Raw genomic sequence first — 23,016 nt, forward strand, 5'->3', positions numbered from 1 at the left:
AAAACATTATCCGTAAAAGGGATAATGTTTTTTGTTTTCTTAAAAAAAGTATTTGACGAATGAAATGAAATACCGTATTGTTTTGACTTGTAAATAAAAGTTCACCATAACAAAACAAAAAGGAGAGTTTAAAATGAACCAATATATTGGGAATTTAATGATTCGTATCGTGTTAGGAGTAACGTTCTTTGCACACGGTTTAGCGAAGTTTCAATCAGGTATCGATAACGTAGCGGGATGGTTTACAAGCATCGGCTTACCAGGTGGTCTTGCATATGGCGTAGCAACAGTTGAATTAGTTGGTGGTATATTATTAATCATCGGTTTAGGCGTAAGATATGTAGGATTGTTATTCGCTCTTATTTTAGCTGGAGCTATCGTAAAGGTAAATGGAGCAGCAGGTTTATTAGGAGATGGAAAGAATCCAGGATATGAATTAGATCTTGCATTATTAGCAATGGGTGCGTATTTATTCGTTGTAAAAGCAGAAGGCTATGTAGATCGTTTCGTAAAAGAGAAAGTAATGAAAACGAAGTAAACTTATTTATAAATTGTTGACTTGACTTGAATTATGATTGTAACTATAATGATTACAACTGATGGATTAAGAATAAAACAATATAAATATTTTTTTGCACAAGTTGTAACTGTAAATGTTACAACTTGTGCAAAAAATAAATAAAACGGGAGGAAGTAATATGCCTAAATCAAATTTAGAAATTATTCGAAGCACGTATGAAGGATCAGCTTCTTCAAATGCAAAACATTTAGTAGAAGCCCTCTCTGAAAAAGTAGAATGGACAGAGGCAGAAGGATTCCCGTACGGGGGAACTTATATAGGTGTAGAAGCAATAATGGAAAATGTATTTAGCCGATTAGGATCAGAATGGGATGATTTTAAGGCGAGTGTAAATATGTGCCATGAAGTAAACGGAAAAGATGTAATTATTGCTGAAGGTGTTTATTCAGGAGTTTATAAAGAAACGGGAAAATCATTTGAAGCAGAGTTTGTTCATGTATGGCAACTGGAGAACGGAAAAATCGTGAAGTTTAAGCAGTATGTAGATAGTCATATTGTTAAGGAAGCGATGAAGAGCTAATGCTTTTTAAATGGATTGTAGGAATATGTATTACAATTATAGTAATCATCTCGTCTATAGTTGGCGGAAAGAAATTGCTTGCATATGTGGAAAAAGAGAATAAAAATATTCAAACCCAGCAAGCGGAAAACGAAAAAGAGAAGAAAGTTGCAGAAGAATCTCCACAAGCTAGTGAAGGTGAAATTATTTCTACTATGCATAAAATGGTGCACCAAAAAGTAAAATCCTCTGAAAAATGGGGATTTTTAGAAATGACAGAAAAGGAAATTTTTAATGTAAAAAGAGATATTGAAAATAGTACAGGTTTTCAATATAAAATGAAGTTATTCTCTATTATAAATAGATGGGAAAAAGGAGATTTTTCTCAAACTGTTGAGGAGCACAACTTTTTATGGAGCCTTCAAGGTGGAGATACTGGCAAGGCGACGGAACGTTTATCACCAGAAGAGGAAAAGCAGTATATAAAAGAAATGAAGAGTAAATAAAAACATCGCCACTCGGATGACGATGTTTTTTCATTAATAATGTTTTCGCAATAAAGCTCTAGTTGGCTGAACAGTAACCGTTTTGAAATGAGAAAATAAATAACATCCTGTCACAACGATCATTGTCCCGAAAATTTGTATCCACGTTAGTTCTTCACCGAGGAAAAGGAATGCTAAAATAGCTGTGAAAATCGGATTGAAGTTTAGAAAAATTCCTGATGTAGTAGCTCCTAATTTTTGTACGCCAATATTCCAAAATACCATACAAAGAACGGTAGAAATAAGCCCTGTATATAAAAGGGATGTGATGAAAGAAGTGTTTATATTGGAAACAGTGAAGCTCCCAATGTTAAATGGCAGTAATAAAATAACACCGAAAATACCAGAGTATAATGTGGCCATGAGCGGTGTCGTTGTTTTTGTTGCCCATTTACTACAAACAGAATAGATTCCCCAAATGCAAACAGCCGCAATCATCCATAAATCGCCGCTATTAAAATGTAGTGAAAATAAAAGTGCAAAGTTACCTTTTAATAGGACAAGAATAACCCCAAAGAATGAAAGAATCATGGATAGAATTTGAAGTGTATTTACTTTTTCTTTTAGAAATAATACTGAAAATAGTGCAATGGAAATCGCATTTAATGTAGAAATAAGTCCTACATTCGTTGCGGATGTTTTTTCTAGTGCTAAAAATTGAAAAATGTTAAAAAGAGCGACTCCTGAAATTCCCATTAGTACTAACGGAAGTATTGCAGCGCGAGGCGGAAAGATTTTCTTTTCTTTAAACCATACCATTGGTAATAAACAAACGATTGCAATGATCCATCTTAAACTTGTTAGTGTCAGCGGTGATGCATGATCGACGAGTGATTTTCCAACGACGAAATTTCCTCCCCATAATAAGCTCGTTAATAATAGTAAAAAGACATAAAAATAAGGCATATTAAAATCCCCTTTGTTGTAATCAATATGAATTGTAAATAATTTTAGCATTTTTCTTTATTATGTAATATATTCTTTTGTATAATGGATAAAAATTGATAATATATTTTGTTTTGGATGATATTTATGGAAAGATATTCAGTTTTATATAGATTATAAGTTGTTTTTTCGAATAATCATCGGTAATAAAAAGGGGGAATTTTGATGGAGTCATCTGTTATTAAAGTGTTAGATGATTTAGACGTACGAATTTTAGATATATTGCAGAAGGAGTCTCAAGTAAGTAATGCAGAGCTTGCGCGACGAGTTAATTTATCACCAGCTGCGATGCACGCGAGAATAAAAAGATTAGATGGAGAAGGATTCATTGATAAGCAAGTAGCCATTTTAAATCAAGAAAAGCTTGGTTTTGATTTGTTATGTTTCATTTTTATAAGTACGAATATTCATCAATCGGATAAGCTTGAAGTGCTGGAGAAAGAATTAGAGTCGATGCCTGAAGTGTTAGAATGTCACTGTTTAACAGGAGAGTATGATTATTTATTAAAAGTTGCAAATCGTGATCGTAAAGAGCTGGAGCAGTTTATTAGAAAGCTGAATAAGCTTGGTATTACAAGGATACAGACGAGTTTAGCACTTCGTGAAATTAAATATTCGACAGTATTGCCGATACGAAATGAGGAACCAAGCATCGACTAGATTGCTTGGTTTTTTGTTTGTATAAAGTAATTGACGGGGAGAAAAGAGAGATGTATTATTATATGAAATTATGTATTAAAATTCATTTAGGTTTATAAATATTAATATCAGGGACAAGGGGATAAAATATGGAAATCTTTAATGCAGTTACGAGTGATGTGAAAGAAATTTATAGTCTCATTGAAGCTTATGCAAAAGAGGGAGTGGTTTTACCGCGTTCGCTTTTATCTCTCTATCAATATTTACAATGTTTATATGTTATGAAAGAAGAAGAGGAAATCATTGGGGTTGCTGGATTACATGTGTTAGGGGAGGACCTTGCAGAGGTCCGTTCGTTAGTCGTTTCGCATACATATGCAGGGAAAGGAATCGGGCGTATGTTAGTGAACCATGTAATAAATGAGGCAGCGAAAATAAAAGTGAGCAGAGTCATTTCTTTAACATATGAAACGGAATTTTTTCAAAAGTGCGGGTTTGATTTTGTGAATAGAGATGCGCTACCAGAGAAAGTATGGATTGATTGTAGACATTGTCCAAAGGTTGATTATTGTGATGAGGTGGCGATGATTCGATATGTTGGGTGAAACAAATATAAAAAAGAGCAGCTAGCACAAGCTAACTGCTCTATTCAAGGGATCTCTCCAAGGGGGAGTGGAGAAAATATTATGTTACTAGCATTATTGACAGATTATTAGGAAATATACAAATCGGATGAAAGAAATTTTAAATAAACTTTCGGCATTGACAGTTTTTAAAATATTCATGTACAATACATATGAATGACATTCAGTCATTTTTTTATGAAAGTATGCAGTTAGCTTGGAAATGGAACAAATATAATGTAAATGAGGATGATAGTTGTTTATATATAGTAGTGATGAGAGGCATATTTTTTTAAAACAAAAATGACTGATAGTCAGTCATAAGAGGTGAGAGGTATGAAAAATAGAGCTTGGTTATATGTCATATTAACATGTATCTTTGAAATTTTTTGGGTGTTTGGCTTTAATACGGCTGATACTTGGTGGCATTGGATTATTATTTTAGGAGTTATCGCTGTTGATTTTCACTTCCTTTCTAAAGCGTGTGAACATCTTGCGACAGGAACTGTATATGCCATCTTTGCCGGAGCTGGTACGGTCGGGACTTTCTTAATGGATGTATTCCTTTTTGGCGGAAGTTTCAGTGTAGGGAAATTATTCTTTATCGTAATGGTTGTAGCTGGCGTTATCGGTTTAAAGCTAGCTGATAATAAAGAAGAAACTGTGGAAGGAGCTGCTTAAAAATGGGTTGGTTTTTCGTCTTTTGTGCTGCAATTAGTGAAATAGTCGGTGTGATCGGTCTTAAAATGTATAGTAAAGATAAGACATTAGCAAATGGTGCACTTTATATAGGCGGGTTTGCTACATCCTTTACATTCTTGTATACATCTTTCTTATTTTTACAAGTCAGTGTCGCGTATGCGGTTTGGATTGGTATTGGAACAGCAGGAGCCGTTTTATTAAACATGTTCCTGTTTGGTGAGTCAAAAAGTAAAGCACGTATCATTAGTGTGGCTCTTATTGTATGCGGAGTGACAGGATTAAAGGCTCTTTCGTAAAGGTGTACTGCATCTCCTAACAAGTCGTTAGGAGATTTTTATTATAAAAAGTGCAAGATAATTGACAGTACAGCTAGTTATTTTATAAAATGAGTGACAGTCATTCAATATGCGTTTGAAAGGGTTTAGATGATGAATAAAAAAGAGAAAATTGTCTATGCAGCTATTGAAGTGTTTCAGGAAAAGGGCGTTGAAAAAACGAAGATTTCTGATATCGTGAAATTGGCTGGCATTGCACAAGGAACTTTCTATTTATATTTTCCTTCTAAGTTATCTGTTATGCCTGCAATAGCAGAAGTGATGGTTGAAAAGATGATACTTGCAGTGAAAGAAAAAGTGCAAAATGATGCGCCTTTTTCAAGTAAAGTTACGCAAGTAATAGATGCCGTGTTTAACTTCATAGCTGAGTATCGTGAAATACAAGCTTTAATGTATGCAGGTCTTGCATCTACAGAACATATAAAAGAATGGGAAGCTGTGTATGAGCCTCTTTATATGTGGCTAAGTGAATTTTTAAATGAGGCGAAAGAAGCTGGTGAAATTCGCGATTCGGTTCATGCAGAGCGAACAGCTAAGTTATTTATCGCTCTAGTTGAATCAGCAGCGGAACAAGTTTATTTATATGATCATAAAGATGATGAGCAAGTCGAGCTACAGAAGGCAGAAGTACTAGATTTTTTAACACATGCACTACATATAAAGAAGTAGTAAGATGAACCTGTCTGAAAAGGTAGGTTTATTTTTGAGGAGAAATGAATGATAGTCATTCACCTAATACGTATGTATGTGTGGAAGGATAGAGTGAAATTCTAATGGGTAGGGGCATCTCTACTCATGATTAGCCCACAAATAGTAGGAGAAAGAAAAAGCTTCTTGGGCATTATTTTTTTTGAGAGGAGCTTACGGGAAGAGGTGTTAAAAAGTGAAGAAACCGATAAAAGAACAAAAGATGGTATTGGTCATTCTTTTGAGTAATATATTTATCGCTTTTTTAGGGATTGGATTAATCATTCCGGTTATGCCGTCCTTTATGAATGACATGAGTTTAACAGGGAAGACGATGGGATATCTCGTTGCAGTGTTTGCAATGGCTCAGCTCATTACGTCACCTATTACAGGCCGGTGGGTCGATCTTTATGGTAGGAAGAAAATGATCATCATTGGATTATTTATTTTTGGTGTTTCAGAACTTCTTTTTGGATTAGGAAAAGATGTGTGGATGCTTTATGTAGCGAGGGTGCTAGGCGGAATTAGTGCTGCGTTTATTATGCCTGGTGTTACGGCATATGTTGCGGATATTACATCTATGCAGGAACGTCCAAAGGCGATGGGATATTTATCAGCGGCTATTAGCACTGGATTTATTATAGGGCCTGGAATCGGCGGATTTATTGCAGAATACGGTATACGTGTGCCGTTTTTCGTTGCAGCAGCAATTGCTTTTATAGCATGTGTAATTTCTATCTTTATTTTAAAAGAACCGTTAACGAAAGAAGAGCTTGCAGAGATTTCTGCTAATACGAAAGAATCAAGTTTTATTGGAGATTTAAAGAAATCATTACATCCAATGTATGCAATTGCATTTATTATCGTATTTGTACTCGCATTCGGATTATCAGCGTATGAAACTGTGTTTAGTCTGTTCTCTGATCATAAATTTGGATTCACACCGAAAGATATTGCGGCAATTATTACAATTAGTTCAATCTTTGGGGTAGTTGTGCAAGTATTTATGTTTGGCAAATTGGTCGACATGTTCGGTGAAAAAGTGTTAATTCAAATATGTTTAATTGTAGGTGCAGTATTAGCATTCGTTTCAACTGTAGTCTTTAATTATTGGATTGTACTTCTCGTTACTTGCTTCATTTTCCTAGCATTTGATTTACTTCGTCCAGCTTTAACGACGTTTTTATCAAAAGCAGCTGGCAAAGAGCAAGGATTCGTTGCTGGTATGAACTCAACGTATACGAGTTTAGGGAATATTGCAGGACCAGCGATGGGCGGAATATTATTTGATATGAACATTCATTATCCATATGCATTTTCGGGAGTTGTTTTAATAGTTGGTCTCGGCATTACATTTATGTGGAGAGAGAAACAGCTAGCTGAAAGTTTTGCGAAGTAATAAAACCCCTTACGACGGTAAGGGGTTTTTGTTTTATCCTGCTATTTGTGGGGAGTCGGGCTGCCCGTAAAAGCCTGATTGGTGGGGGTGAATAATTAGTGGGATGAACAAAACTCTCACTAATTAAGCTTCATGTTGTGAAATACGTTGAAAATCTTTACTTATACAGGACTGTTTTAGTTTTTTTGATTTGATTAAATGTTTAATATCAGAGATGTTATCGTATGAAAGCTGAGTGTGATAATAGTTAATGTACTCAAGTAATGCAAAAATATAAATAAATAGAGTGAATGATAGCCCGCCTAAAGGTAAGTGGGGAAACAAAATTATAAAATCAATAGTAAACGTAATAAATCCTGCGATAATGAATGCTATATTTATCTTTTTAAGTATTTTTAAATATTGAATCATCCTAATGGGCGTAACAGATGTTTTCTCTTTTTTTAGTCGTTTCAACTTTACGTACCAGTAAATTATTCCTTGTAATAAGATAAACTCTAAAAGAAGAAATGAGACCCAAAAAGAATATAGGGAATATAAATGTAATGTAGGATAAGCGTAATTAAGTAAGTAACTTGTGAAAATAAAAGTAATGACTGAAAATAACTCACCTGTGTATAGATAAGAAAGTCTTTTTTCTAGGGTGCGTTTCATGTTTCTTCTCCTTTTATCCCGCTATTTGCGGGTAGTAAGACCCCCACCTCAAAATTCAGCGGAGGCAAAGAAGTTAGGTGGGGGTCGGGCTGCCTGTAAAAGCCCGATTGGTGAGGGCTGATAATCAGTGGGAATGAACAAAACCCCACTGATTAAAGTTTCACTTTATAAAAACTCACATTTTAATACGTGGATGGCTGTATCCATAACTTCGCAAAATTTGCCCAGCCGAATGAATCAATTGTTACATTTTTTAAAGAAGAAGGATATGTTTTCCTTTTCAAAACGTGATAGTTAAATAAAATGATGTGCTCTGCTTGTAAAAATTCTTCGATTTCATACATGAGCTCATAGCGCTTCTTTTTATTTTCTTCTAATAAAAAGGTATCAAGTAAACAGTTAATTTGGTTTGCATAGTGCGGGTCCATGAACCGGTTTACGAAGCAACTTTTATTTTTAAATACATTTAAGAATGCAAGTTCATGATCGGCAGCAAACACTTCTCCCATGAAAATAATATCGGCATGTTTATCGATAGAATGATCCGTATAATCTGAAACGAGAAATGGGTGAAGCTCTACTTGTATACCTAAACTTTCACACCGTTCTTTTAGGAAGTGTGCGTCATTTTCACTATCTTTAAATGCGAAGAAGTAAATATGTATCGTTTCTCCATTATAGATGCTCTTTTTTAAATACTCTTTCGCTTTTTCTAAAGAGTAAGATCTTTTAGAAGTTTGGCGACTTCTTTCAGGGAAAAAGCTTGATGCAGCAATTGTTCGTCTACCCTCTATGCTATGAAGTATCGTTTCAACGTCATATAGTTCTCTCCAGGCTTTTCGAAAGTACATGTCGTGATGAGGACCAGGTTTTGTAAAGTTGAAGCTAGCATAAATACAACCTATTTCTTCTATTTGTATATCATGCCTTTCATTTTCCTCTTCATTTGGTAGTTCATAATCAGCATCGATTTGCACATGATCAGGAATACCCCAAAATTCAATACGGTCTAATAACGCGCGCTCTTTAAAATAATGGGTGAACGCTTCGAGTACGATATTATCTTCAGAGTAATGAGCAAGTTTGAAAGGTCCAGTGCCTATATAATGATGATCTTGAATACTAGCATCACACGGCAAAATTGCTAGTTGCATGGAACTTACATAGTGTAAGAAAAATAAATTTGGTTTTGCTAAATGGAACCGTATTTGCAGTGGTGATGGTGTTTCAATTTGAACAATTTCTTCTGTTAACCATTCGAAAGGAGAGTGAACTTGCTTTAATCGTTCAAATGAAAATTGTACATCTTTAGAAGTTAAAACTGTTTCGTTATGAAAATGTATATCTTTTCGTAAATAAAAGGTCCACGTAAGCCCGTCTTCACTTAAATCCCACGTATGCGCAATGTGTGGCTCCATTGTTTCAGTAACACCGTTATAAACGACTAACGTGTCAAAAATTTGACTCGTAAGATGGCTCTCCGTAGTTACAGCGACAAAGGCCGGATCTAATGGGAATATCTTTCTCGATATAGGAATCTTTAATATATCGTACATATCGTTTGAAGGTTCGTATCCAAAATGATGATGCAGTTTATTTTCTATCTTTCTTTGAAGTGCAAGAGATAGGGGTTCTTTTAAAAGAAGAAAGACCTCTTTTAATTTTTCTTGATCTAACAGTTCATCTGTATAGGATTCAATCGCTTCTAGGAAACTATGCGAAAATTTAATTTCCGTTTTATTCCCGCGTCCACGCCCTGGAGTCCAGTGAATTAATTGCTCCTCGCTCATTTTCTTTAATAAAATTTTCACGTTTTTCGTACTGCAATATAAAATATCCGCTAGTTCTTGTAAGCTATTTCGGATATGCTGTTGATCTTGTGCATGTAGTCTTAGTCTAATGTAATAGTCCATAATTTTCATATATACACTTCCTTCTATAATAAAAGGGGAAACTCTTTAGAATATTCTAACCTTTTTCTTCCTCTTTTTCAAAGTAAAATAAGTAAGCATAAGGAGGGGGAAACAATGGGGTTTTGGAGTATGCATCGAAATATAAAAATTAGAATTATAACTTCGTTTTTAACACGTGCTGTGTCCACGATGATTTTTCCATTTATGGCGATATACTTTTCAATAAAGTTAGGTAGTGCGATTGCAGGTGCGTTATTACTCATTAATGTCATAGCTTCATTAGTAATTGGTTTATACGGTGGATATGTTGGGGATCGGCTCGGTCGTAAAAAGGTGATGATTATTGGTCAAAGTATACAAGTCATTTCCATCGCTTGTATGGGGGTTGCCAATTCGGATTACGTAGATTCACCGTGGCTAACATTTATCTTTATGTTAGTGAATAGTTTAGGGTCTGGACTTATGAACCCTGCGACAGAGGCGATGTTAATTGATGTGAGTACACCTGAAAATCGAAAAGTGATGTACAGCATTAACTATTGGGCTATTAATTTATCAATGGCAATTGGAGCAATATTTGGCGGATTACTATTTGAGAACTATAGATTGCAATTGTTTATCGGATTAACAGTTATTGCCGTTATTACTTTATATGTGATGGCTGTATATATGGAAGAAGTGTATGTAGCGAGAAAAACAGTAGAGAAGAAAAATGTATTAAAAGATATGGCAGATAGTTATAAAGTCGTGATGAAAGATAGAGCATTTTTAATTTTTTGTGCAGCAAGTATATGTACATTGTCTTTAGAGTTTCAAATTAATAATTATTTAGGAGTACGTTTGCAGCAGGAATTTGAAACGGTGCACTTTTTATTCGGGAATGGTTTTACGTTTGATTTAACAGGTATTCGAATGTTGAGCTGGATTTCAGCAGAGAATACAATTTTAGTTGTGTTATGTTCAGCACTTCTTATTAAAATGCTAAAAAGCTTCAACGATTTGAAAATTTTATATGTAGGTTTATTCATTTATACAATTGGATTTACAATAATCGGAACGAGCAATAGTTTATGGATCTTATTAATTGCAGGGCTGTTCCAAACTGTAGGAGAGATGATGTATGTGCCGGTTCGTCAATCTATAATGGCAGATATGGTGCCAAATGAGGCAAGAGGTTCTTATATGGCGATTAACGGGATGGTCTTTCAAGTTGCAAAAATGAACGGGGCATTAGGTGTTATGCTAGGTTCATTTCTTGCATCTTGGGGAATGAGTGCTCTGTATTTTATCGTTGGTATGAGCAGTATTTTATTATTTATGAAGGCGATTGGGAGAGAGAAGTATGAAGGTGAGAGAAATGCTTCTCAGATTGGATAAAACTATATAAAAAGCGAACGAACTGGACTCGCTTTTTATATAATTTTTAGAACGGATCAACTTTAGCTAAATTTGGAGTAGTGTTAGGCTGTAGCAAAAGATTTTTTAGCGTTCCTACTTCAGAAAGAGCTACTAATATGTAGCCACTAATTAGTACAATAAGCCCAATGACGCGTAACGTTTGTAAGCTCACTTCACGAGTATTTGTTTCAGTAGGATTTGGGGGCGTTGAAGGTGGAGTGTTATTCATAATTAAGGCTCCCATCTTTTTTATTTATATATGTGTAAAATTATTATTTAACTTATGGATAGGAATCGTATAGTTATTTTCACTATATGAGAAAGGCCTATGAAAAGTGATTAGAAATTTTGGGACGAGAAAAGAGTGTAAACCAAAAGGTCATTAAAACTGCACTTTTGGATTACACTCTTTTTATTTATCCCGCTATTTGTGGAGGTCGGATTGCCTGTAAACGACCAGTTGGTGAGGGCTAATAATCAGTAGGGGATGAACAAAACCCCACTGATTAAATTTTTTTCATACAAATAAAATGAGGTTAGCCAAAGTAACTATCCTAATATACGCAATGATTCTTCAATAAACGCGGGGATATCCTCCGGTTGTCTACTTGTTACTAGCTGATTTTGGCATACGACAACCTCTTTGTCATGAAAATGTCCACCAGCATTTTTTAAGTCGACCTCAATAGATTTATATCCAGTCACATCGCGTCCTTCAAGTGTTTGTGCAGTGATAAGTAGCTGAGGTCCGTGACAAATAGCAAAAACAGGTTTTTTCGCATCCATAAATGCTTTGCTAAAGCGAACAAAACGCTCATCTGCACGAAGTATATCTGGGGAAAATCCGCCTGGTATGAAGAGGGCATCAAAGTTCTCTGGAGAAACATCATCAATACTTTTATCAATTACGACTTCACTTTTTCCTTGTTTACCGTGTACCGTTTTACCTTTTTCCATTTCAATAGTTGTTAATTCATATCCCTTTTGATTAAAAGCTTCTACTGGCTCTGTGTATTCTGTATCCTCGAAATAATCCGTTATTAAAATAGCAATTTTTTTACTCATTGCAAACAGCTCCTTACATTATAGTATCGGTTTCAGAATCATCCTTGAGCAATGCCTTTTATAAAGTAAAACTTTAATTCATGTTTTTCATTCCCTCCAGTTCCTTTGCCCTGTTAATTTAATACATACCCTTTTTGTTAGGGCGTAAACATGTATTATCGTTTTTGTATGTAAAATCATAAAATATCGGTTGTTCCGGTAATTCTTGTTTGAGGAAGAAAAATAAAAAAGCCAAGGAGATAATTTATTTTCTCCTTGGCTTTTAAGATACTTCTTTTCGTTAAAACGAAGAAATGCGTTGCTTCGTTTTTGGCACAATAATAAATTTGATCCAGAGTAACCCGATAATTATAATGATAAGGCTATGTGAAAATTGACCTGTAGCAATGAGGATAACACTTGAAAATACAATGAGTTGAATACTTAGCAATATAAAGATTAAGCGAAGAAATTGATTCATTCGTTTTTCAGTATCAATTGGATATAATGCTGCAATAATATTTCCCGAAAAATATTTCCACAGGGAACGGAGCTGCATAGAAATCATATATAGGACGATGTATGCGATAGCGCCTTTTACGTATATATTTGGTATAAAATATAAGGCGAAGGCACCAATTACTCCTAAGCGAATATATATACCGAAATAATCATTCCCGCGTAAAAATGCGAGTGTATGTAAATAGAAGAAAGTTGCTCGTTTTTTATGCAATAAAGGTTCAATCCAATTGGTAAGCCATTTTCTTTTATTTACTTGCTTATTTAGTTGCGGAACATCGGTGAAAATGCTAGCAAATTGATAAAAACGAACGTTCATTTTTTCTTCTTGTTCGATTATGTAATCCCACGGTATTCGTTTTGTAGGCTGGTTTTTCGTGTATAGAAGCAGGAAAGCAAGTAGTAAGAGTAATCCGCCTAATATGAGAACATGTGCTGAGTAAAACAGCATATAAGTAATTAGTGCGTTACAAGTAATACGAATAATGAACCATATGCTTTTTTCATAACTATCACGCCACATCCAATGTATGTACAGGTTCCAAGCTTTCGTAATCATTAAAACGATAAAGATTGTACATAAGAAAGGTACCGTTACTTGTAAGGATTGCAGTGCAAGTGGAACGAGAATAAGGAACGTAAATAATAATGGGAAAAGCTGAATGATGTAATTATATAGAAGAGATTTTTTGAAATAAGAAGTTAATTTCTCTTCTAGTGCTAGTAAATAGACAGCATCAGGTTTTTGAATAAATGTACGGATAGGACATCTGGTTATAATGAATGTAAGTACAATCGTGATAAGTAGTAAAGATAGTCCTTTAGAAGGGGATGTTTTTAGAAACTGAGCATAGTAGTATGCGCCAACGCATGAAATAAAGATAAAGCTATATAGTAAACCGTTAATCATACGTGCAAAGTATGTAATGACATTTTGCATATGTTGTTGGAAGCGACTGCTCCATAGCGATTCAATTGACATGTTTTTCACCTCTTTGTTCTATTATATATGTTTTATAAAAGAAAAAACGAGCAAATTGCGTTATGCAACTTGCTCGTTTTTCTTTTCGTTATTTTTTTTCTGATCACGATTCATTAATGGATAGAAGGCAAAGCCGATTACGAATAAACCAATTCCGAGAAGGAACGTTTTTATATCGGATGCGCCGGTTTTAATAACCCATAGTGCGTAGCAAAGTGCGATCACTGCGACTATGCCATCTGTAATTCTTGCCCGCATTTCATTTTTATATGTTTCACCAGTTGCGACTAGTTTTAACTGGAAGATTGGTGAAACGAGATATGGAATGAGGTAGGCTAGTGTTGATACGGTAATAACGAATGTATAAGCTTCCGCAATTGTTCCGGATAGTGTTGAGAATAAGAACACTTGCGACATAATGTTTGTTAGTCGTAATGAGTAAATTGGACTTCCTTTTTTATTTGTTTTCGTAAAGAAGGAAGGGAAGAAACCTTCTTTTGCTGCTTGATACGGTACTTCTGAGCTTAATAAAATCCAGCCTAATATAGAACCGAATAGGGAAGTAAGAGCAAGTAATGCCATCAGTTTCCCGCCGCCATGACCCATTGCAGCGTTTAGTGCATCTGCTAATGGACGTTCCGAAGCTTGTAATTTATCAACGTGAAGTACACCCATTGTTAAAATGGTAATTCCTAAGTAAATCGCAACTGTAATAAGTAATCCAGCCACTGTTGCGCGTTTTACCGTTTTAGGAGAGGTAGCACGGTTTGATAAAAGTACTGCTGATTCAATTCCGATAAACGCCCAAAGCGTCGTAAGAGCGGCTAAATTTACTTGTGAAAGAAGGCCGTGTGATACACCTGATTTATCGATCATCGGTGTGTACCATTGTCCAAACTTAGAAGCTTCGAATGCAAATAAAGTAACGACGATGAATAAAAGGAATCCAGTTACTTTCGTTGTTGTTGCTAAGAAGTTTAGCTTTCCAGCTCCGCTTACACCGTTTGTTAATATAATATGAGTTCCCCAAAGTAAGATGGAACAAATCGTAAATGTAATTAGTTTTCCGACTTCTATGTTAAAAGAACCGATTGAAAATAGTAGTCGTGTATCTTTCATAATTGGGAAAAAGAGTGATAAATATCCCGCGAAAGATGTAATGATGGCAACGTTACTTGCCCAGTTTGCAACCCAATATCCCCATACCATACTGAAACCAGCCATTTTTTTCTTTTTTGGTGATGAGAATAAAGCATATGCATGACTTTGTGGTCCTGTCGTTAAATCAGGACGACGAATTGCTAAATTACCGAAAACAAGAGCTAGCATTAATACACCAAACCCTGTTGTTAACCAAGCTAAAGTGACACCGAGAGGGCTTGCTGTTTGTGCCAACGTACTTGGCACCATGAAAATACCAGCGCCAACCATGTTACCGACAACGAAAGCTGTTAGTACCCAAAAGCCCCATTTTTTTTGTTGCATAGAAAATACCTCCAAAGTTAGTATAACCAAGTCAAGCGAGGAGATATGTATGTCTTCTTAGTAGAGAAGAGAAGTCCCAAACAAAACAAAAAAAGCACGTAATTTGCCGCTACATGCTTTCTATCTTATAAGAAACCCACGACATACCTCTCGATAGCTCTCCACAAACGAAACGTTTCGTTTGTGACAGTTCTGCACTTATTAAATGCAGACCCAGCAAGTGTGCATGGTGGACACAACTTACTTCGGCAATCATTCCTTTCTCATTCCTTCATCAATGCCACTACATCTCCTGAAACGATACTCTTAATGATTGCAACCTCTACCTCACCGAGATACGAATGAGGATTTTAATATTAAATTAACGTAGTTAAGAGTAACAAATGTATTTTTATACGTCAATGGATATAGTAATAATCAGATTATAGAGAAGAGTTTGTTATTGGGAATGAATAATTATTTGATATAAAAAGAAGCTGATCTAAAACTAGATCAGCTTCTACATATAAGATTAAACTAAGTTTAATACAGTTACTTTTTCACGTGTCATAGATTCAAGGCTCTTACGAATACCTTGTGCGCCCATACCTGAACCTTTTACACCGATGAATGGGAAGTGGTCAGGGCCGCGCTCTGTGCGTCCGTTAATTTGAACAGAACCAGTTTCGATTTTGTTAGCAATTGCAAATGCTTTGTTAATGTCTTTTGTGAAGACACTTGCTTGCAAGCCGAACTCTGATTTGTTAGCAATCTCAATTGCTTGCTCATCTGAAGAAACACGGATGATTGGAAGGATTGGGCCGAATGGCTCTTCCCAAGCAACTTTCATTTCTTCTGTTACGTGGTCGATTAATGTTGGGTAAATTAAGTTACGCTCACGTTTGTTACCGATAACGATTGTTGCACCTTTTTCAACAGCGTCGTCAACTAAACCTTGAACGAAGTCAGCAGACTTGTCGTCGATTAATGGAACGATTGTGCTGTCTTGTTCTGGAGATCCAACTGATAGCTCAGCTACTTGCGCTTTTAATAAGCTAACAAGCTCGTCCGCTACGTTTTCGTGTACAAGTACACGTTTAATAGCAGTACAACGTTGACCAGAGTAAGAGAATGCACCGCTTACGATATGGTTTGCAGCATCTTGTAAGTCAGCATCTTCACGAACGATACCAGGGTCTTTACCACCAAGTTCTAATACAAGTGGAATCATTGCAGCTTTTTTCGCTAAATGTTTACCTGTGTTTGTACCACCTGTGAACGATACCATATTGATGCCTTCGTGTTCTACTAAGTAGTCACCAATTACAGAACCGCGTCCTGTCGCTACGTTTACAAGACCTTTTGGAAGGCCAGCTTTATGAAGTGCTTCAACCATTTTAATACCACTAATTGCACCTTGAGTTGCTGGTTTGAAAATAACAGCGTTACCCATAATTAATGCTGGTGCAAGTTTTGCAGCAGATAAGTTTACTGGGTAGTTAAATGGTGCGATTGCTAATACAACACCAAGTGGTGCGCGTTGGATGATCGCAAGTTTAGATTTCGTTCCACCAGGGAAGCTATCGCCCATCATGCTTTCTCCGTGCATATGAAGAGCTTCTTCGATTGTGTAACGAATAAAATCAGCTGTACGAACAACTTCTTTCTTCGCATCTTTATAACCTTTACCGACTTCTTTCATAATGATATCGGCAATTTCATCTTGCATATTTACGAGCTCATCAGCCCATTTATATAAATATTTTGCGCGATCTTGTAGAGAAGCTTCCGCCCATGATTTTTGAGCTTCTTTTGCAGATGCAATTGCTTCATCTACTTCTCCGCGAGTAATTGCTTGTACTTGTCCAATTACTTCGTGTAAGTATGGAGATGGAATTTCGATTGTTGCTCCTGAAGAGCTTTCTCTCCATTCTCCGTCTAAATAAAATTTGTACGTATTGCTAGTTGTCATGATTAGTCCTCCTAAAATAGCAACTTGTAAGAGTGAGTATAAGGTGATTGTAGGGTGTTTGATAACATTTTTCAAATGAAATGTTTGTGAAAACGATTTCTTATTCTTTTTTTATTTTGTATGCCCTTTCTTACAGAAGATTCTCTTATTTCAAACGGATGTAGCGTATATTTTTATTCAGTTTGTGAAAAAACAATTGACAGAATACTCAATAAAGTTGTAAGATTATAAATGGAAAATAAATGAAGGGGGTGTGCGTAATGATTGTAATCGTAAATGTAATGGGCTTAGCTCTGTTAAATGGCAGAAAACATTCATATCATTACGCAACCCGTGCGGATATATAAGGCATCTTTGTCTTATAAAAAGCGTACGTTGCGTATATCGTAACGTACGCTTTTATGCATTTTTGTGCATATCGTCAAGCGGCGGTATGCTTTTTTTTGTTTTCCACATTACTATATAAAACTTTGGAAGGTGGAAAAATGTGATGAGATTGTATGGATTACGAAATGTAAATGTGATGGATCTGGATAGTGGGTAAAGAAATGGGAGTGAAACGAGAACGAGAAGGGAGAGGTTACATTGTTATCAGTATTACTAAAGCTAAAATGGTTTTTTAAAGAGCATTGGAAGAGATATAGTATCGCTATTGGAGCTCTTTTAATTGTAAATATAGTTGAAGTCATTCCCCCGAAAGTGTTAGGGGTTACGATTGATAATATAAAAACAGGAACGTTAACGAATGCGGCGATTATGCAATTTATTCTTATTTTAATAGGGGTTACGGTAATTGGATATGGTCTTACTTTCGTTTGGCAACATCAGCTGTTTGGGGGAGCATTCGTACTCGAGAAGACGATGCGTTCTAAATTTATGGGGCATTTACTTAAAATGACACCGACGTTTTATCATAAAAATCGTACTGGTGATTTAATGGCGAGAGCGACAAATGATTTAAAAGCAATTGCTATGACAGCTGGTTTCGGTATATTAACGCTCGTGGATTCGAGTTTATATATGCTTACGATTGTCTTTATGATGGGATTTACAATCAGTTGGGAGCTTACATTTGCGGCGCTTATACCACTTCCGATTATGGCGTATGCGATGAACATATATGGAAAGAAATTGCATGAGAGATTTACAGTTGCGCAAGATGCGTTCGGAGATATGAATGATAAAGTACTTGAATCGATTGCTGGCGTGCGCGTTATTCGTGCATACGTACAGGAAAATGCAGATGAGGGAAGGTTTCATCAGTTAGGAGATGACGTCTACGAAAAAAATATGAAGGTAGCAAGAATCGATGCATTATTCCAGCCGACTGTGAAAATGCTTGTCGGTCTTAGTTATTTAATTGGTTTAGTGTACGGCGCGTATCTTGTATTTCAATCAAAGGTGACACTTGGTGAACTTGTTTCATTTAACGTGTATTTAGGGATGATGATTTGGCCGATGTTTGCAATTGGCGAGTTAATCAATGTTATGCAAAGAGGAAACGCTTCGTTAGACCGTGTGAATGAAACATTAGCGTACGAACCGGATGTAAAGGATCCGAAAAACCCAAAGCTTGTACAAGAGCCGGATTATATTCAGTTTGATGACGTTACCTTTTCATATCCTTCATCAAATGAAACAAATTTAAAGAAGGTTTCATTTACATTAAAACAAGGGGAGACGCTTGGAGTTGTTGGAAAAACAGGAAGCGGAAAAACGACGCTTGTACGTCAGCTTCTTCGTCAATATCCGCTTGGTGATGGGGATATTGCGGTCTCTGATGTGACGTTAGATAAAATAACGAATGAAAATGTACTCGGGTGGATTGGGTATGTACCTCAGGAACATATTTTGTTCTCAAAGACAGCGAGGGAAAATATTTTATTTGGGAACCGAGAAGCGACGGAAGAAGAACTCGAGAAAGCAATTGAAATTGCGGCGTTTACAAAGGATTTAGAGTTTTTACCAGAAGGGTTAGAAACGCTCGTCGGAGAGAAAGGTGTTTCTTTATCAGGAGGGCAAAAACAAAGGATTTCAATTGCGCGAGCTGTTATTCAAAATCCGGAAATTTTAATTTTGGACGATTCTTTATCAGCTGTTGATGCTCGTACGGAAGCAGCGATCATTGACAATATAAGAACAGAAAGAAGCGGAAAGACGACGATTATTACGACGCACCGTTTATCTGCCGTACAACATGCGGATTGGATTCTCGTTATGGATGAAGGTGAAGTAATGGAAGAAGGTACGCATGAACAGCTTATTCAAAGCGGAGGCTGGTATGCGGAGCAGTTTGAAAGACAACAAGGGGAAAGTGAAAGTGCGGATAGTGGGGTGAAAATATGAGCGTATCAAAACGATTGTTCCAATATGCCATGAAAGTAAAAGGGACAATTTTTGCAGCGATGCTAATGTTATTTATTTTCGTCATCGCAGAACTTGCTGGTCCTTTCGTCGCGAAAACGATGATTGACGATCATATCGTTGGAATAGAGAAACCTTGGTATGAAACAGAAAAGAGTGCAGAGGCTGTTTCGTATAATGGTGCCTTTTATAAGCGAAGTGATCGCTTTGAACAAGGTGAGAAAAAAGGAAAAGAAGTACGCGTGATGCAGGTCGGTTTTCAATATTACTTTGTACCAAATAAAGTGAATGCTGAAGGGTCACGTACTGTAAAAGGTGATATGATTACCGTCCAAAATGGTAAGGCGGTGCAAGTGTATAAAGCGAAAGCATTAACGAAAGAAGAAGTGTTTGCTTTTTATAAACCAGAAATAAACCCCCTATTATTACTTGGTGGTGGCTATTTCGCTTTATTAGTAGTTGTCTCATTATTTGCATACGGAAAGCAATTTTTCTTACAGAAAGCAGCGAACAAAATTATTCAAATTATGAGGGAAGATGTCTTTTCTCATATTCAAACGTTGCCGATTCGTTATTTCGATCATTTACCAGCAGGGAAAATTGTTTCGCGTGTAACGAATGATACGGAAGCCATTCGTGATCTATACGTAACGGTACTTGCGACATTCGTTTCTAGTATCATTTATATTATCGGGATATTCGCTGCGCTATTTTTACTCGACGTAAAATTGGCGACGTTATGTTTACTTATCATCCCGATTTTAATCGTTTGGGCAATTCTTTATAGAAAGTATGCGTCTGTATACAATCATAAAATGCGCTCACGTTTATCTGATATTAACGGAACAGTGAATGAATCCATTCAAGGTATGCCAATTATTCAAGCGTTCCGTCAAGAGCGTGAAACGAAAAAAGAGTTTGAAGAATTAAATGGCGATTATTTTAAGTATCAAAATAAAATTTTGAATTTAAATGCCGCAACTTCTCATAATTTAGTGTCTGTATTAAGAAATATCGCTTTCACAGGTGTGATTTGGTATTTCGGTGGCGCTTCATTAAGTGCTACAGGCGTCATTTCTTTAGGGATACTGTATGCGTTCGTTGATTATTTAACACGATTGTTCTCACCAATTACAAATATGGTAAATCAGCTTGCTAACTTAGAACAATCGCGTGTTGCATCAGAACGTGTTTTTGAATTGTTAGAGGAAAAAGGGGAAGCAGTAGAAGAGGAACGTATGCCTCGCTTACAAGGAAATGTGAAGTTTGATAATGTGTCGTTTTCTTATAATGGAAAAGATGAAGTGCTAAAAAATATTTCTTTTGAAGCGAAACAAGGCGAGACAGTGGCACTTGTCGGTCATACTGGATCAGGAAAAAGTTCTATTATGAATGTACTCTTCCAGTTTTACGAGTTTGAAAAAGGGAAGCTTACGATTGATGGTCACGATGTAAAAGCGATGCCGAAACAAGCAACGCGTGAACATATGGGAATCGTACTGCAAGATCCGTTTTTATTTAGCGGGACGGTCGCTTCTAATGTAAGCTTAGAGAATGAAAAAATTTCAGAAGATCGCATCGTAAAAGCATTGCGTGATGTTGGTGCTGAACGGTTTGCGAACAATATAGATGAAGAAATTACGGAGAAAGGAAGCACACTTTCAACCGGAGAACGTCAGCTTATTTCGTTTGCTAGAGCACTCGCTTTTGATCCAGCCATTTTAATTTTAGATGAAGCAACGTCTAGTATTGATACAGAAACAGAGGCGATGATCCAACAAGCGTTAGAAGTTGTGAAAAAAGGAAGAACGACATTTATTATTGCTCACCGTCTTTCAACAATTAAAAGCGCAGATCAAATTATTGTGCTTGATAGAGGAACGATTTTAGAAAAAGGCTCTCATGATGAACTAATGAAAAAGCGCGGGCGTTATTACGATATGTACAAAACGCAAATGGAAGGAAACCAGAGCGCTTAATATGTATGGAGGAGAACTTGTGATTTTCACAAGTTCTTTTTTAGTGAATCAGGGCTGTTAAATAAGAAGTATTGTTTTACCTTTTTCTTTATAAATGCTATATTAAAAAATGTTACTTATTTTTTGTATGTAGCGTTATTTTCCCCTTTTGTTTGATTATGAAGAAAAAGGATAAACTAAATAAGAACATTTTCATTGAAAAATTGTTCAAGATTGCATACAATCAATATAGTTTTTAAATTCCTATCAGAATACTTGGAGGATTACCATCATGAAAAAATTATTTTCAGTACTTGCAGTAACTACATTAGCAATCGGGATTGTAGCGGGCTGTGGTAAAGAAGAGAAAAAAGATACAGCTAATCAAGATGCGTTACAAAAGATAAAACAAAGTGGTGAACTTGTAATTGGAACAGAAGGTACATATCCACCGTTCACATTCCACGATTCAAGTAATAAATTAACTGGATTTGACGTTGAATTAGCAGAAGAAGTTGCAAAACGTTTAGGAGTAAAACCTGTATTTAAAGAAACACAATGGGATAGCTTACTTGCTGGTTTAGATGCAAAACGTTTCGACATGGTTGCGAATGAAGTTGGTATTCGTGAAGATCGTCAAAAGAAATATGACTTCTCTAGCCCATATGTTTCATCTTCAGCGGTATTAGTTATTGCGAAGGATAAAGATAAACCTGCTACATTTGCTGATGTAAAAGGATTAAAAGCAGCACAATCTTTAACAAGTAACTATGCAGATATTGCTAAGAAAAATGGTGCAGAAATCACGAATGTAGAAGGCTTTAGCCAAGCTGCAGAATTATTAAACACTGGCCGTGTTGATTTCACAATTAATGATAAGTTATCAGTATTAAACTACTTAGAAACGAAAAAAGATGCAAAAATTAAAATTGTAGATACAGAAAAAGAAGCGTCACAAAGTGGATTCTTATTCCGTAAAGGTAGCGACAAGCTAGTACAAGAAGTAAATAAAGCGTTAGAAGATATGAAAAAAGATGGTACGTACGATAAAATAGCGAAAAAATGGTTCGGTGAAAATGTATCTAAGTAGTGCGTTGCTTTCAGATCGATTGTCTACTTGGATAGATATTATGCAGTCTTCCTTCATGCCTATGCTGAAGGAAGCTGTATTTACGACAATTCCATTAACGCTTATTACATTTATTATCGGGATTATACTTGCGACGTTAACGGCGCTTGCACGTATTTCAGGTAGTCGTATTTTACAATGGATTGCTCGTATCTATGTATCTATCATTCGCGGAACGCCACTTCTTGTACAGTTATTTATTATTTTCTATGGTCTTCCAACTCTTAATATTGAAGTTGAGCCATATACAGCAGCAGTTATTGGATTTTCGTTAAATGTTGGTGCGTATGCATCTGAAATTATTCGTGCTTCTATCCTTTCAATCCCGAAAGGACAGTGGGAAGCAGCTTACACAATTGGGATGACATACCCGCAAGCATTAAAACGTGTTATTTTACCGCAGGCAACGCGAGTATCTATTCCGCCGCTTTCGAATACATTTATTAGTTTAGTGAAGGATACTTCATTAGCATCGTTAATTTTAGTAACAGAAATGTTCCGAAAAGCGCAGGAAATTGCGGCAATGAACTATGAGTTTTTAATTGTTTATTTCGAAGCAGGTCTAATTTATTGGGCAATTTGCTTCTTATTATCTATTGTGCAACAAATATTAGAAAAACGTTCAGAACGTTACACTCTAAAATAACCCTTTCATAAAAGGAGTT

22 protein-coding genes and 1 riboswitch are annotated in these 23,016 nt (G+C 36.0%); of the genes, 14 read left to right on the forward strand and 8 right to left on the reverse strand.

Annotation, left to right across the window (positions count from 1 at the left end; translation table 11 throughout):
- Positions 1–133 precede the first annotated feature (133 nt).
- The 3 genes from JDS82_RS17935 (at position 134) to JDS82_RS17945 (ending at position 1,585) form a co-directional block, all read left to right on the forward strand.
- The gene (locus JDS82_RS17935; RefSeq protein WP_199713664.1) at positions 134–538 is read left to right on the forward strand and encodes a DoxX family protein; all 405 of its coding nucleotides are present in this window, start codon (positions 134–136) and stop codon (positions 536–538) included.
- A 160-nt stretch (positions 539–698) separates the two neighbouring features.
- Entirely contained in the window at positions 699–1,100 is a 402-nt protein-coding gene (locus tag JDS82_RS17940; protein WP_001126714.1) for a nuclear transport factor 2 family protein, read from the forward strand.
- On the forward strand, positions 1,100–1,585 hold the full coding sequence (locus JDS82_RS17945) for a PRK06770 family protein (RefSeq protein WP_000897985.1): 486 nt from the start codon (positions 1,100–1,102) through the stop codon (positions 1,583–1,585). The genes JDS82_RS17940 and JDS82_RS17945 overlap by 1 nt, the downstream gene beginning before the upstream one ends.
- A gap of 33 nt (positions 1,586–1,618) precedes the next feature.
- On the opposite strand, the gene JDS82_RS17950 is transcribed toward JDS82_RS17945, so the two are convergent.
- Positions 1,619–2,530 (reverse strand): DMT family transporter, encoded by a 912-nt coding sequence (locus JDS82_RS17950; protein WP_064056176.1) that lies wholly within the window; start codon positions 2,528–2,530, stop codon positions 1,619–1,621.
- Between the two features lie 204 nt (positions 2,531–2,734).
- Here JDS82_RS17950 and JDS82_RS17955 point away from each other — a divergent pair, with 204 nt between their 5' ends.
- From JDS82_RS17955 to JDS82_RS17980, 6 genes are all read left to right on the forward strand, one after another.
- Positions 2,735–3,229, forward strand: coding sequence for an Lrp/AsnC family transcriptional regulator (locus JDS82_RS17955; RefSeq protein ID WP_064056175.1), 495 nt, complete (start codon positions 2,735–2,737; stop codon positions 3,227–3,229).
- Between the two features lie 128 nt (positions 3,230–3,357).
- Complete coding sequence (locus JDS82_RS17960) at positions 3,358–3,813, forward strand: N-acetyltransferase (RefSeq protein WP_064056174.1); 456 nt, start codon at positions 3,358–3,360, stop codon at positions 3,811–3,813.
- A 354-nt stretch (positions 3,814–4,167) separates the two neighbouring features.
- Entirely contained in the window at positions 4,168–4,512 is a 345-nt protein-coding gene (locus JDS82_RS17965; protein ID WP_000796014.1) for a DMT family transporter, read from the forward strand.
- 2 nt (positions 4,513–4,514) lie between these two features.
- Complete coding sequence (locus JDS82_RS17970; RefSeq protein WP_064056173.1) at positions 4,515–4,829, forward strand: DMT family transporter; 315 nt, start codon at positions 4,515–4,517, stop codon at positions 4,827–4,829.
- Positions 4,830–4,958: 129 nt separating this feature from the next.
- Positions 4,959–5,537, forward strand: a complete 579-nt coding sequence (locus JDS82_RS17975; RefSeq protein WP_060629685.1) for a TetR/AcrR family transcriptional regulator — start codon at positions 4,959–4,961, stop codon at positions 5,535–5,537.
- 214 nt (positions 5,538–5,751) lie between these two features.
- On the forward strand, positions 5,752–6,954 hold the full coding sequence (locus JDS82_RS17980) for an MFS transporter (RefSeq protein ID WP_061677864.1): 1,203 nt from the start codon (positions 5,752–5,754) through the stop codon (positions 6,952–6,954).
- Between the two features lie 123 nt (positions 6,955–7,077).
- On the opposite strand, the gene JDS82_RS17985 is transcribed toward JDS82_RS17980, so the two are convergent.
- Together JDS82_RS17985 and JDS82_RS17990 are read right to left on the reverse strand one after the other, a co-directional pair.
- Positions 7,078–7,608 carry a hypothetical protein gene (locus JDS82_RS17985; protein WP_064056172.1) on the reverse strand — a complete coding sequence of 177 codons (531 nt, stop codon included), beginning with the start codon at positions 7,606–7,608 and terminating at the stop codon, positions 7,078–7,080.
- A 182-nt stretch (positions 7,609–7,790) separates the two neighbouring features.
- Entirely contained in the window at positions 7,791–9,530 is a 1,740-nt protein-coding gene (locus tag JDS82_RS17990; RefSeq protein ID WP_199713665.1) for an SgrR family transcriptional regulator, read from the reverse strand.
- Between the two features lie 105 nt (positions 9,531–9,635).
- Here JDS82_RS17990 and JDS82_RS17995 point away from each other — a divergent pair, with 105 nt between their 5' ends.
- Complete coding sequence (locus JDS82_RS17995) at positions 9,636–10,898, forward strand: MDR family MFS transporter (protein ID WP_199713666.1); 1,263 nt, start codon at positions 9,636–9,638, stop codon at positions 10,896–10,898.
- A gap of 46 nt (positions 10,899–10,944) precedes the next feature.
- On the opposite strand, the gene JDS82_RS18000 is transcribed toward JDS82_RS17995, so the two are convergent.
- The 5 genes from JDS82_RS18000 to gapN all read right to left on the reverse strand — a co-directional run bounded on the left by JDS82_RS18000 (position 10,945) and on the right by gapN (position 16,900).
- Entirely contained in the window at positions 10,945–11,148 is a 204-nt protein-coding gene (locus JDS82_RS18000) for a hypothetical protein (protein ID WP_064056169.1), read from the reverse strand.
- Positions 11,149–11,468: 320 nt separating this feature from the next.
- Positions 11,469–11,984, reverse strand: a complete 516-nt coding sequence (locus tag JDS82_RS18005; RefSeq protein WP_199713667.1) for a type 1 glutamine amidotransferase domain-containing protein — start codon at positions 11,982–11,984, stop codon at positions 11,469–11,471.
- A 280-nt stretch (positions 11,985–12,264) separates the two neighbouring features.
- The gene (locus JDS82_RS18010; protein ID WP_064056167.1) at positions 12,265–13,464 is read right to left on the reverse strand and encodes an ABC transporter permease; all 1,200 of its coding nucleotides are present in this window, start codon (positions 13,462–13,464) and stop codon (positions 12,265–12,267) included.
- A 60-nt stretch (positions 13,465–13,524) separates the two neighbouring features.
- A complete protein-coding gene (locus tag JDS82_RS18015) occupies positions 13,525–14,949 on the reverse strand; it encodes an amino acid permease (RefSeq protein ID WP_016089172.1) in 1,425 nt (474 codons plus the stop codon).
- Positions 14,950–15,095: 146 nt separating this feature from the next.
- Positions 15,096–15,282: riboswitch (Lysine riboswitch) on the reverse strand.
- 178 nt (positions 15,283–15,460) lie between these two features.
- Positions 15,461–16,900 carry an NADP-dependent glyceraldehyde-3-phosphate dehydrogenase gene (gapN, locus tag JDS82_RS18020; protein ID WP_064056166.1) on the reverse strand — a complete coding sequence of 480 codons (1,440 nt, stop codon included), beginning with the start codon at positions 16,898–16,900 and terminating at the stop codon, positions 15,461–15,463.
- A gap of 585 nt (positions 16,901–17,485) precedes the next feature.
- Here gapN and JDS82_RS18025 point away from each other — a divergent pair.
- The 4 genes from JDS82_RS18025 to JDS82_RS18040 all read left to right on the forward strand — a co-directional run bounded on the left by JDS82_RS18025 (position 17,486) and on the right by JDS82_RS18040 (position 22,997).
- Positions 17,486–19,246, forward strand: a complete 1,761-nt coding sequence (locus tag JDS82_RS18025; RefSeq protein WP_064056165.1) for an ABC transporter ATP-binding protein — start codon at positions 17,486–17,488, stop codon at positions 19,244–19,246.
- Positions 19,243–21,243, forward strand: coding sequence for an ABC transporter ATP-binding protein (locus tag JDS82_RS18030; protein WP_199713668.1), 2,001 nt, complete (start codon positions 19,243–19,245; stop codon positions 21,241–21,243). Before JDS82_RS18025 ends, JDS82_RS18030 begins: the two co-directional genes overlap by 4 nt.
- Before the next feature lie 271 nt (positions 21,244–21,514).
- The gene (locus tag JDS82_RS18035; protein ID WP_000732834.1) at positions 21,515–22,312 is read left to right on the forward strand and encodes an amino acid ABC transporter substrate-binding protein; all 798 of its coding nucleotides are present in this window, start codon (positions 21,515–21,517) and stop codon (positions 22,310–22,312) included.
- Positions 22,299–22,997, forward strand: coding sequence for an amino acid ABC transporter permease (locus JDS82_RS18040; RefSeq protein WP_064056163.1), 699 nt, complete (start codon positions 22,299–22,301; stop codon positions 22,995–22,997). The genes JDS82_RS18035 and JDS82_RS18040 overlap by 14 nt, the downstream gene beginning before the upstream one ends.
- The last annotated feature ends 19 nt before the right edge of the window (positions 22,998–23,016 follow it).

The organism is Bacillus cereus group sp. N14 (assembly GCF_016483555.1).
In the GTDB taxonomy this organism is placed as follows: Bacteria; Bacillota; Bacilli; order Bacillales; family Bacillaceae_G; genus Bacillus_A; species Bacillus_A wiedmannii.

Bases quoted from the DNA above. Each gene is read 5' to 3' on its own strand.
- JDS82_RS17935 (WP_199713664.1), top strand. From the start codon at position 134: ATGAACCAATATATTGGGAATTTAATGATTCGTATCGTGTTAGGAGTA.
- JDS82_RS17940 (WP_001126714.1), top strand. From the start codon at position 699: ATGCCTAAATCAAATTTAGAAATTATTCGAAGCACGTATGAAGGATCA.
- JDS82_RS17945 (WP_000897985.1), top strand. From the start codon at position 1,100: ATGCTTTTTAAATGGATTGTAGGAATATGTATTACAATTATAGTAATC.
- JDS82_RS17950 (WP_064056176.1), bottom strand. From the start codon at position 2,530: ATGCCTTATTTTTATGTCTTTTTACTATTATTAACGAGCTTATTATGG.
- JDS82_RS17955 (WP_064056175.1), top strand. From the start codon at position 2,735: ATGGAGTCATCTGTTATTAAAGTGTTAGATGATTTAGACGTACGAATT.
- JDS82_RS17960 (WP_064056174.1), top strand. From the start codon at position 3,358: ATGGAAATCTTTAATGCAGTTACGAGTGATGTGAAAGAAATTTATAGT.
- JDS82_RS17965 (WP_000796014.1), top strand. From the start codon at position 4,168: ATGAAAAATAGAGCTTGGTTATATGTCATATTAACATGTATCTTTGAA.
- JDS82_RS17970 (WP_064056173.1), top strand. From the start codon at position 4,515: ATGGGTTGGTTTTTCGTCTTTTGTGCTGCAATTAGTGAAATAGTCGGT.
- JDS82_RS17975 (WP_060629685.1), top strand. From the start codon at position 4,959: ATGATGAATAAAAAAGAGAAAATTGTCTATGCAGCTATTGAAGTGTTT.
- JDS82_RS17985 (WP_064056172.1), bottom strand. From the start codon at position 7,608: ATGAAACGCACCCTAGAAAAAAGACTTTCTTATCTATACACAGGTGAG.
- JDS82_RS17990 (WP_199713665.1), bottom strand. From the start codon at position 9,530: ATGAAAATTATGGACTATTACATTAGACTAAGACTACATGCACAAGAT.
- JDS82_RS17995 (WP_199713666.1), top strand. From the start codon at position 9,636: ATGGGGTTTTGGAGTATGCATCGAAATATAAAAATTAGAATTATAACT.
- JDS82_RS18000 (WP_064056169.1), bottom strand. From the start codon at position 11,148: ATGAATAACACTCCACCTTCAACGCCCCCAAATCCTACTGAAACAAAT.
- JDS82_RS18005 (WP_199713667.1), bottom strand. From the start codon at position 11,984: ATGAGTAAAAAAATTGCTATTTTAATAACGGATTATTTCGAGGATACA.
- JDS82_RS18010 (WP_064056167.1), bottom strand. From the start codon at position 13,464: ATGTCAATTGAATCGCTATGGAGCAGTCGCTTCCAACAACATATGCAA.
- JDS82_RS18015 (WP_016089172.1), bottom strand. From the start codon at position 14,949: ATGCAACAAAAAAAATGGGGCTTTTGGGTACTAACAGCTTTCGTTGTC.
- gapN (WP_064056166.1), bottom strand. From the start codon at position 16,900: ATGACAACTAGCAATACGTACAAATTTTATTTAGACGGAGAATGGAGA.
- JDS82_RS18030 (WP_199713668.1), top strand. From the start codon at position 19,243: ATGAGCGTATCAAAACGATTGTTCCAATATGCCATGAAAGTAAAAGGG.
- JDS82_RS18035 (WP_000732834.1), top strand. From the start codon at position 21,515: ATGAAAAAATTATTTTCAGTACTTGCAGTAACTACATTAGCAATCGGG.
- JDS82_RS18040 (WP_064056163.1), top strand. From the start codon at position 22,299: ATGTATCTAAGTAGTGCGTTGCTTTCAGATCGATTGTCTACTTGGATA.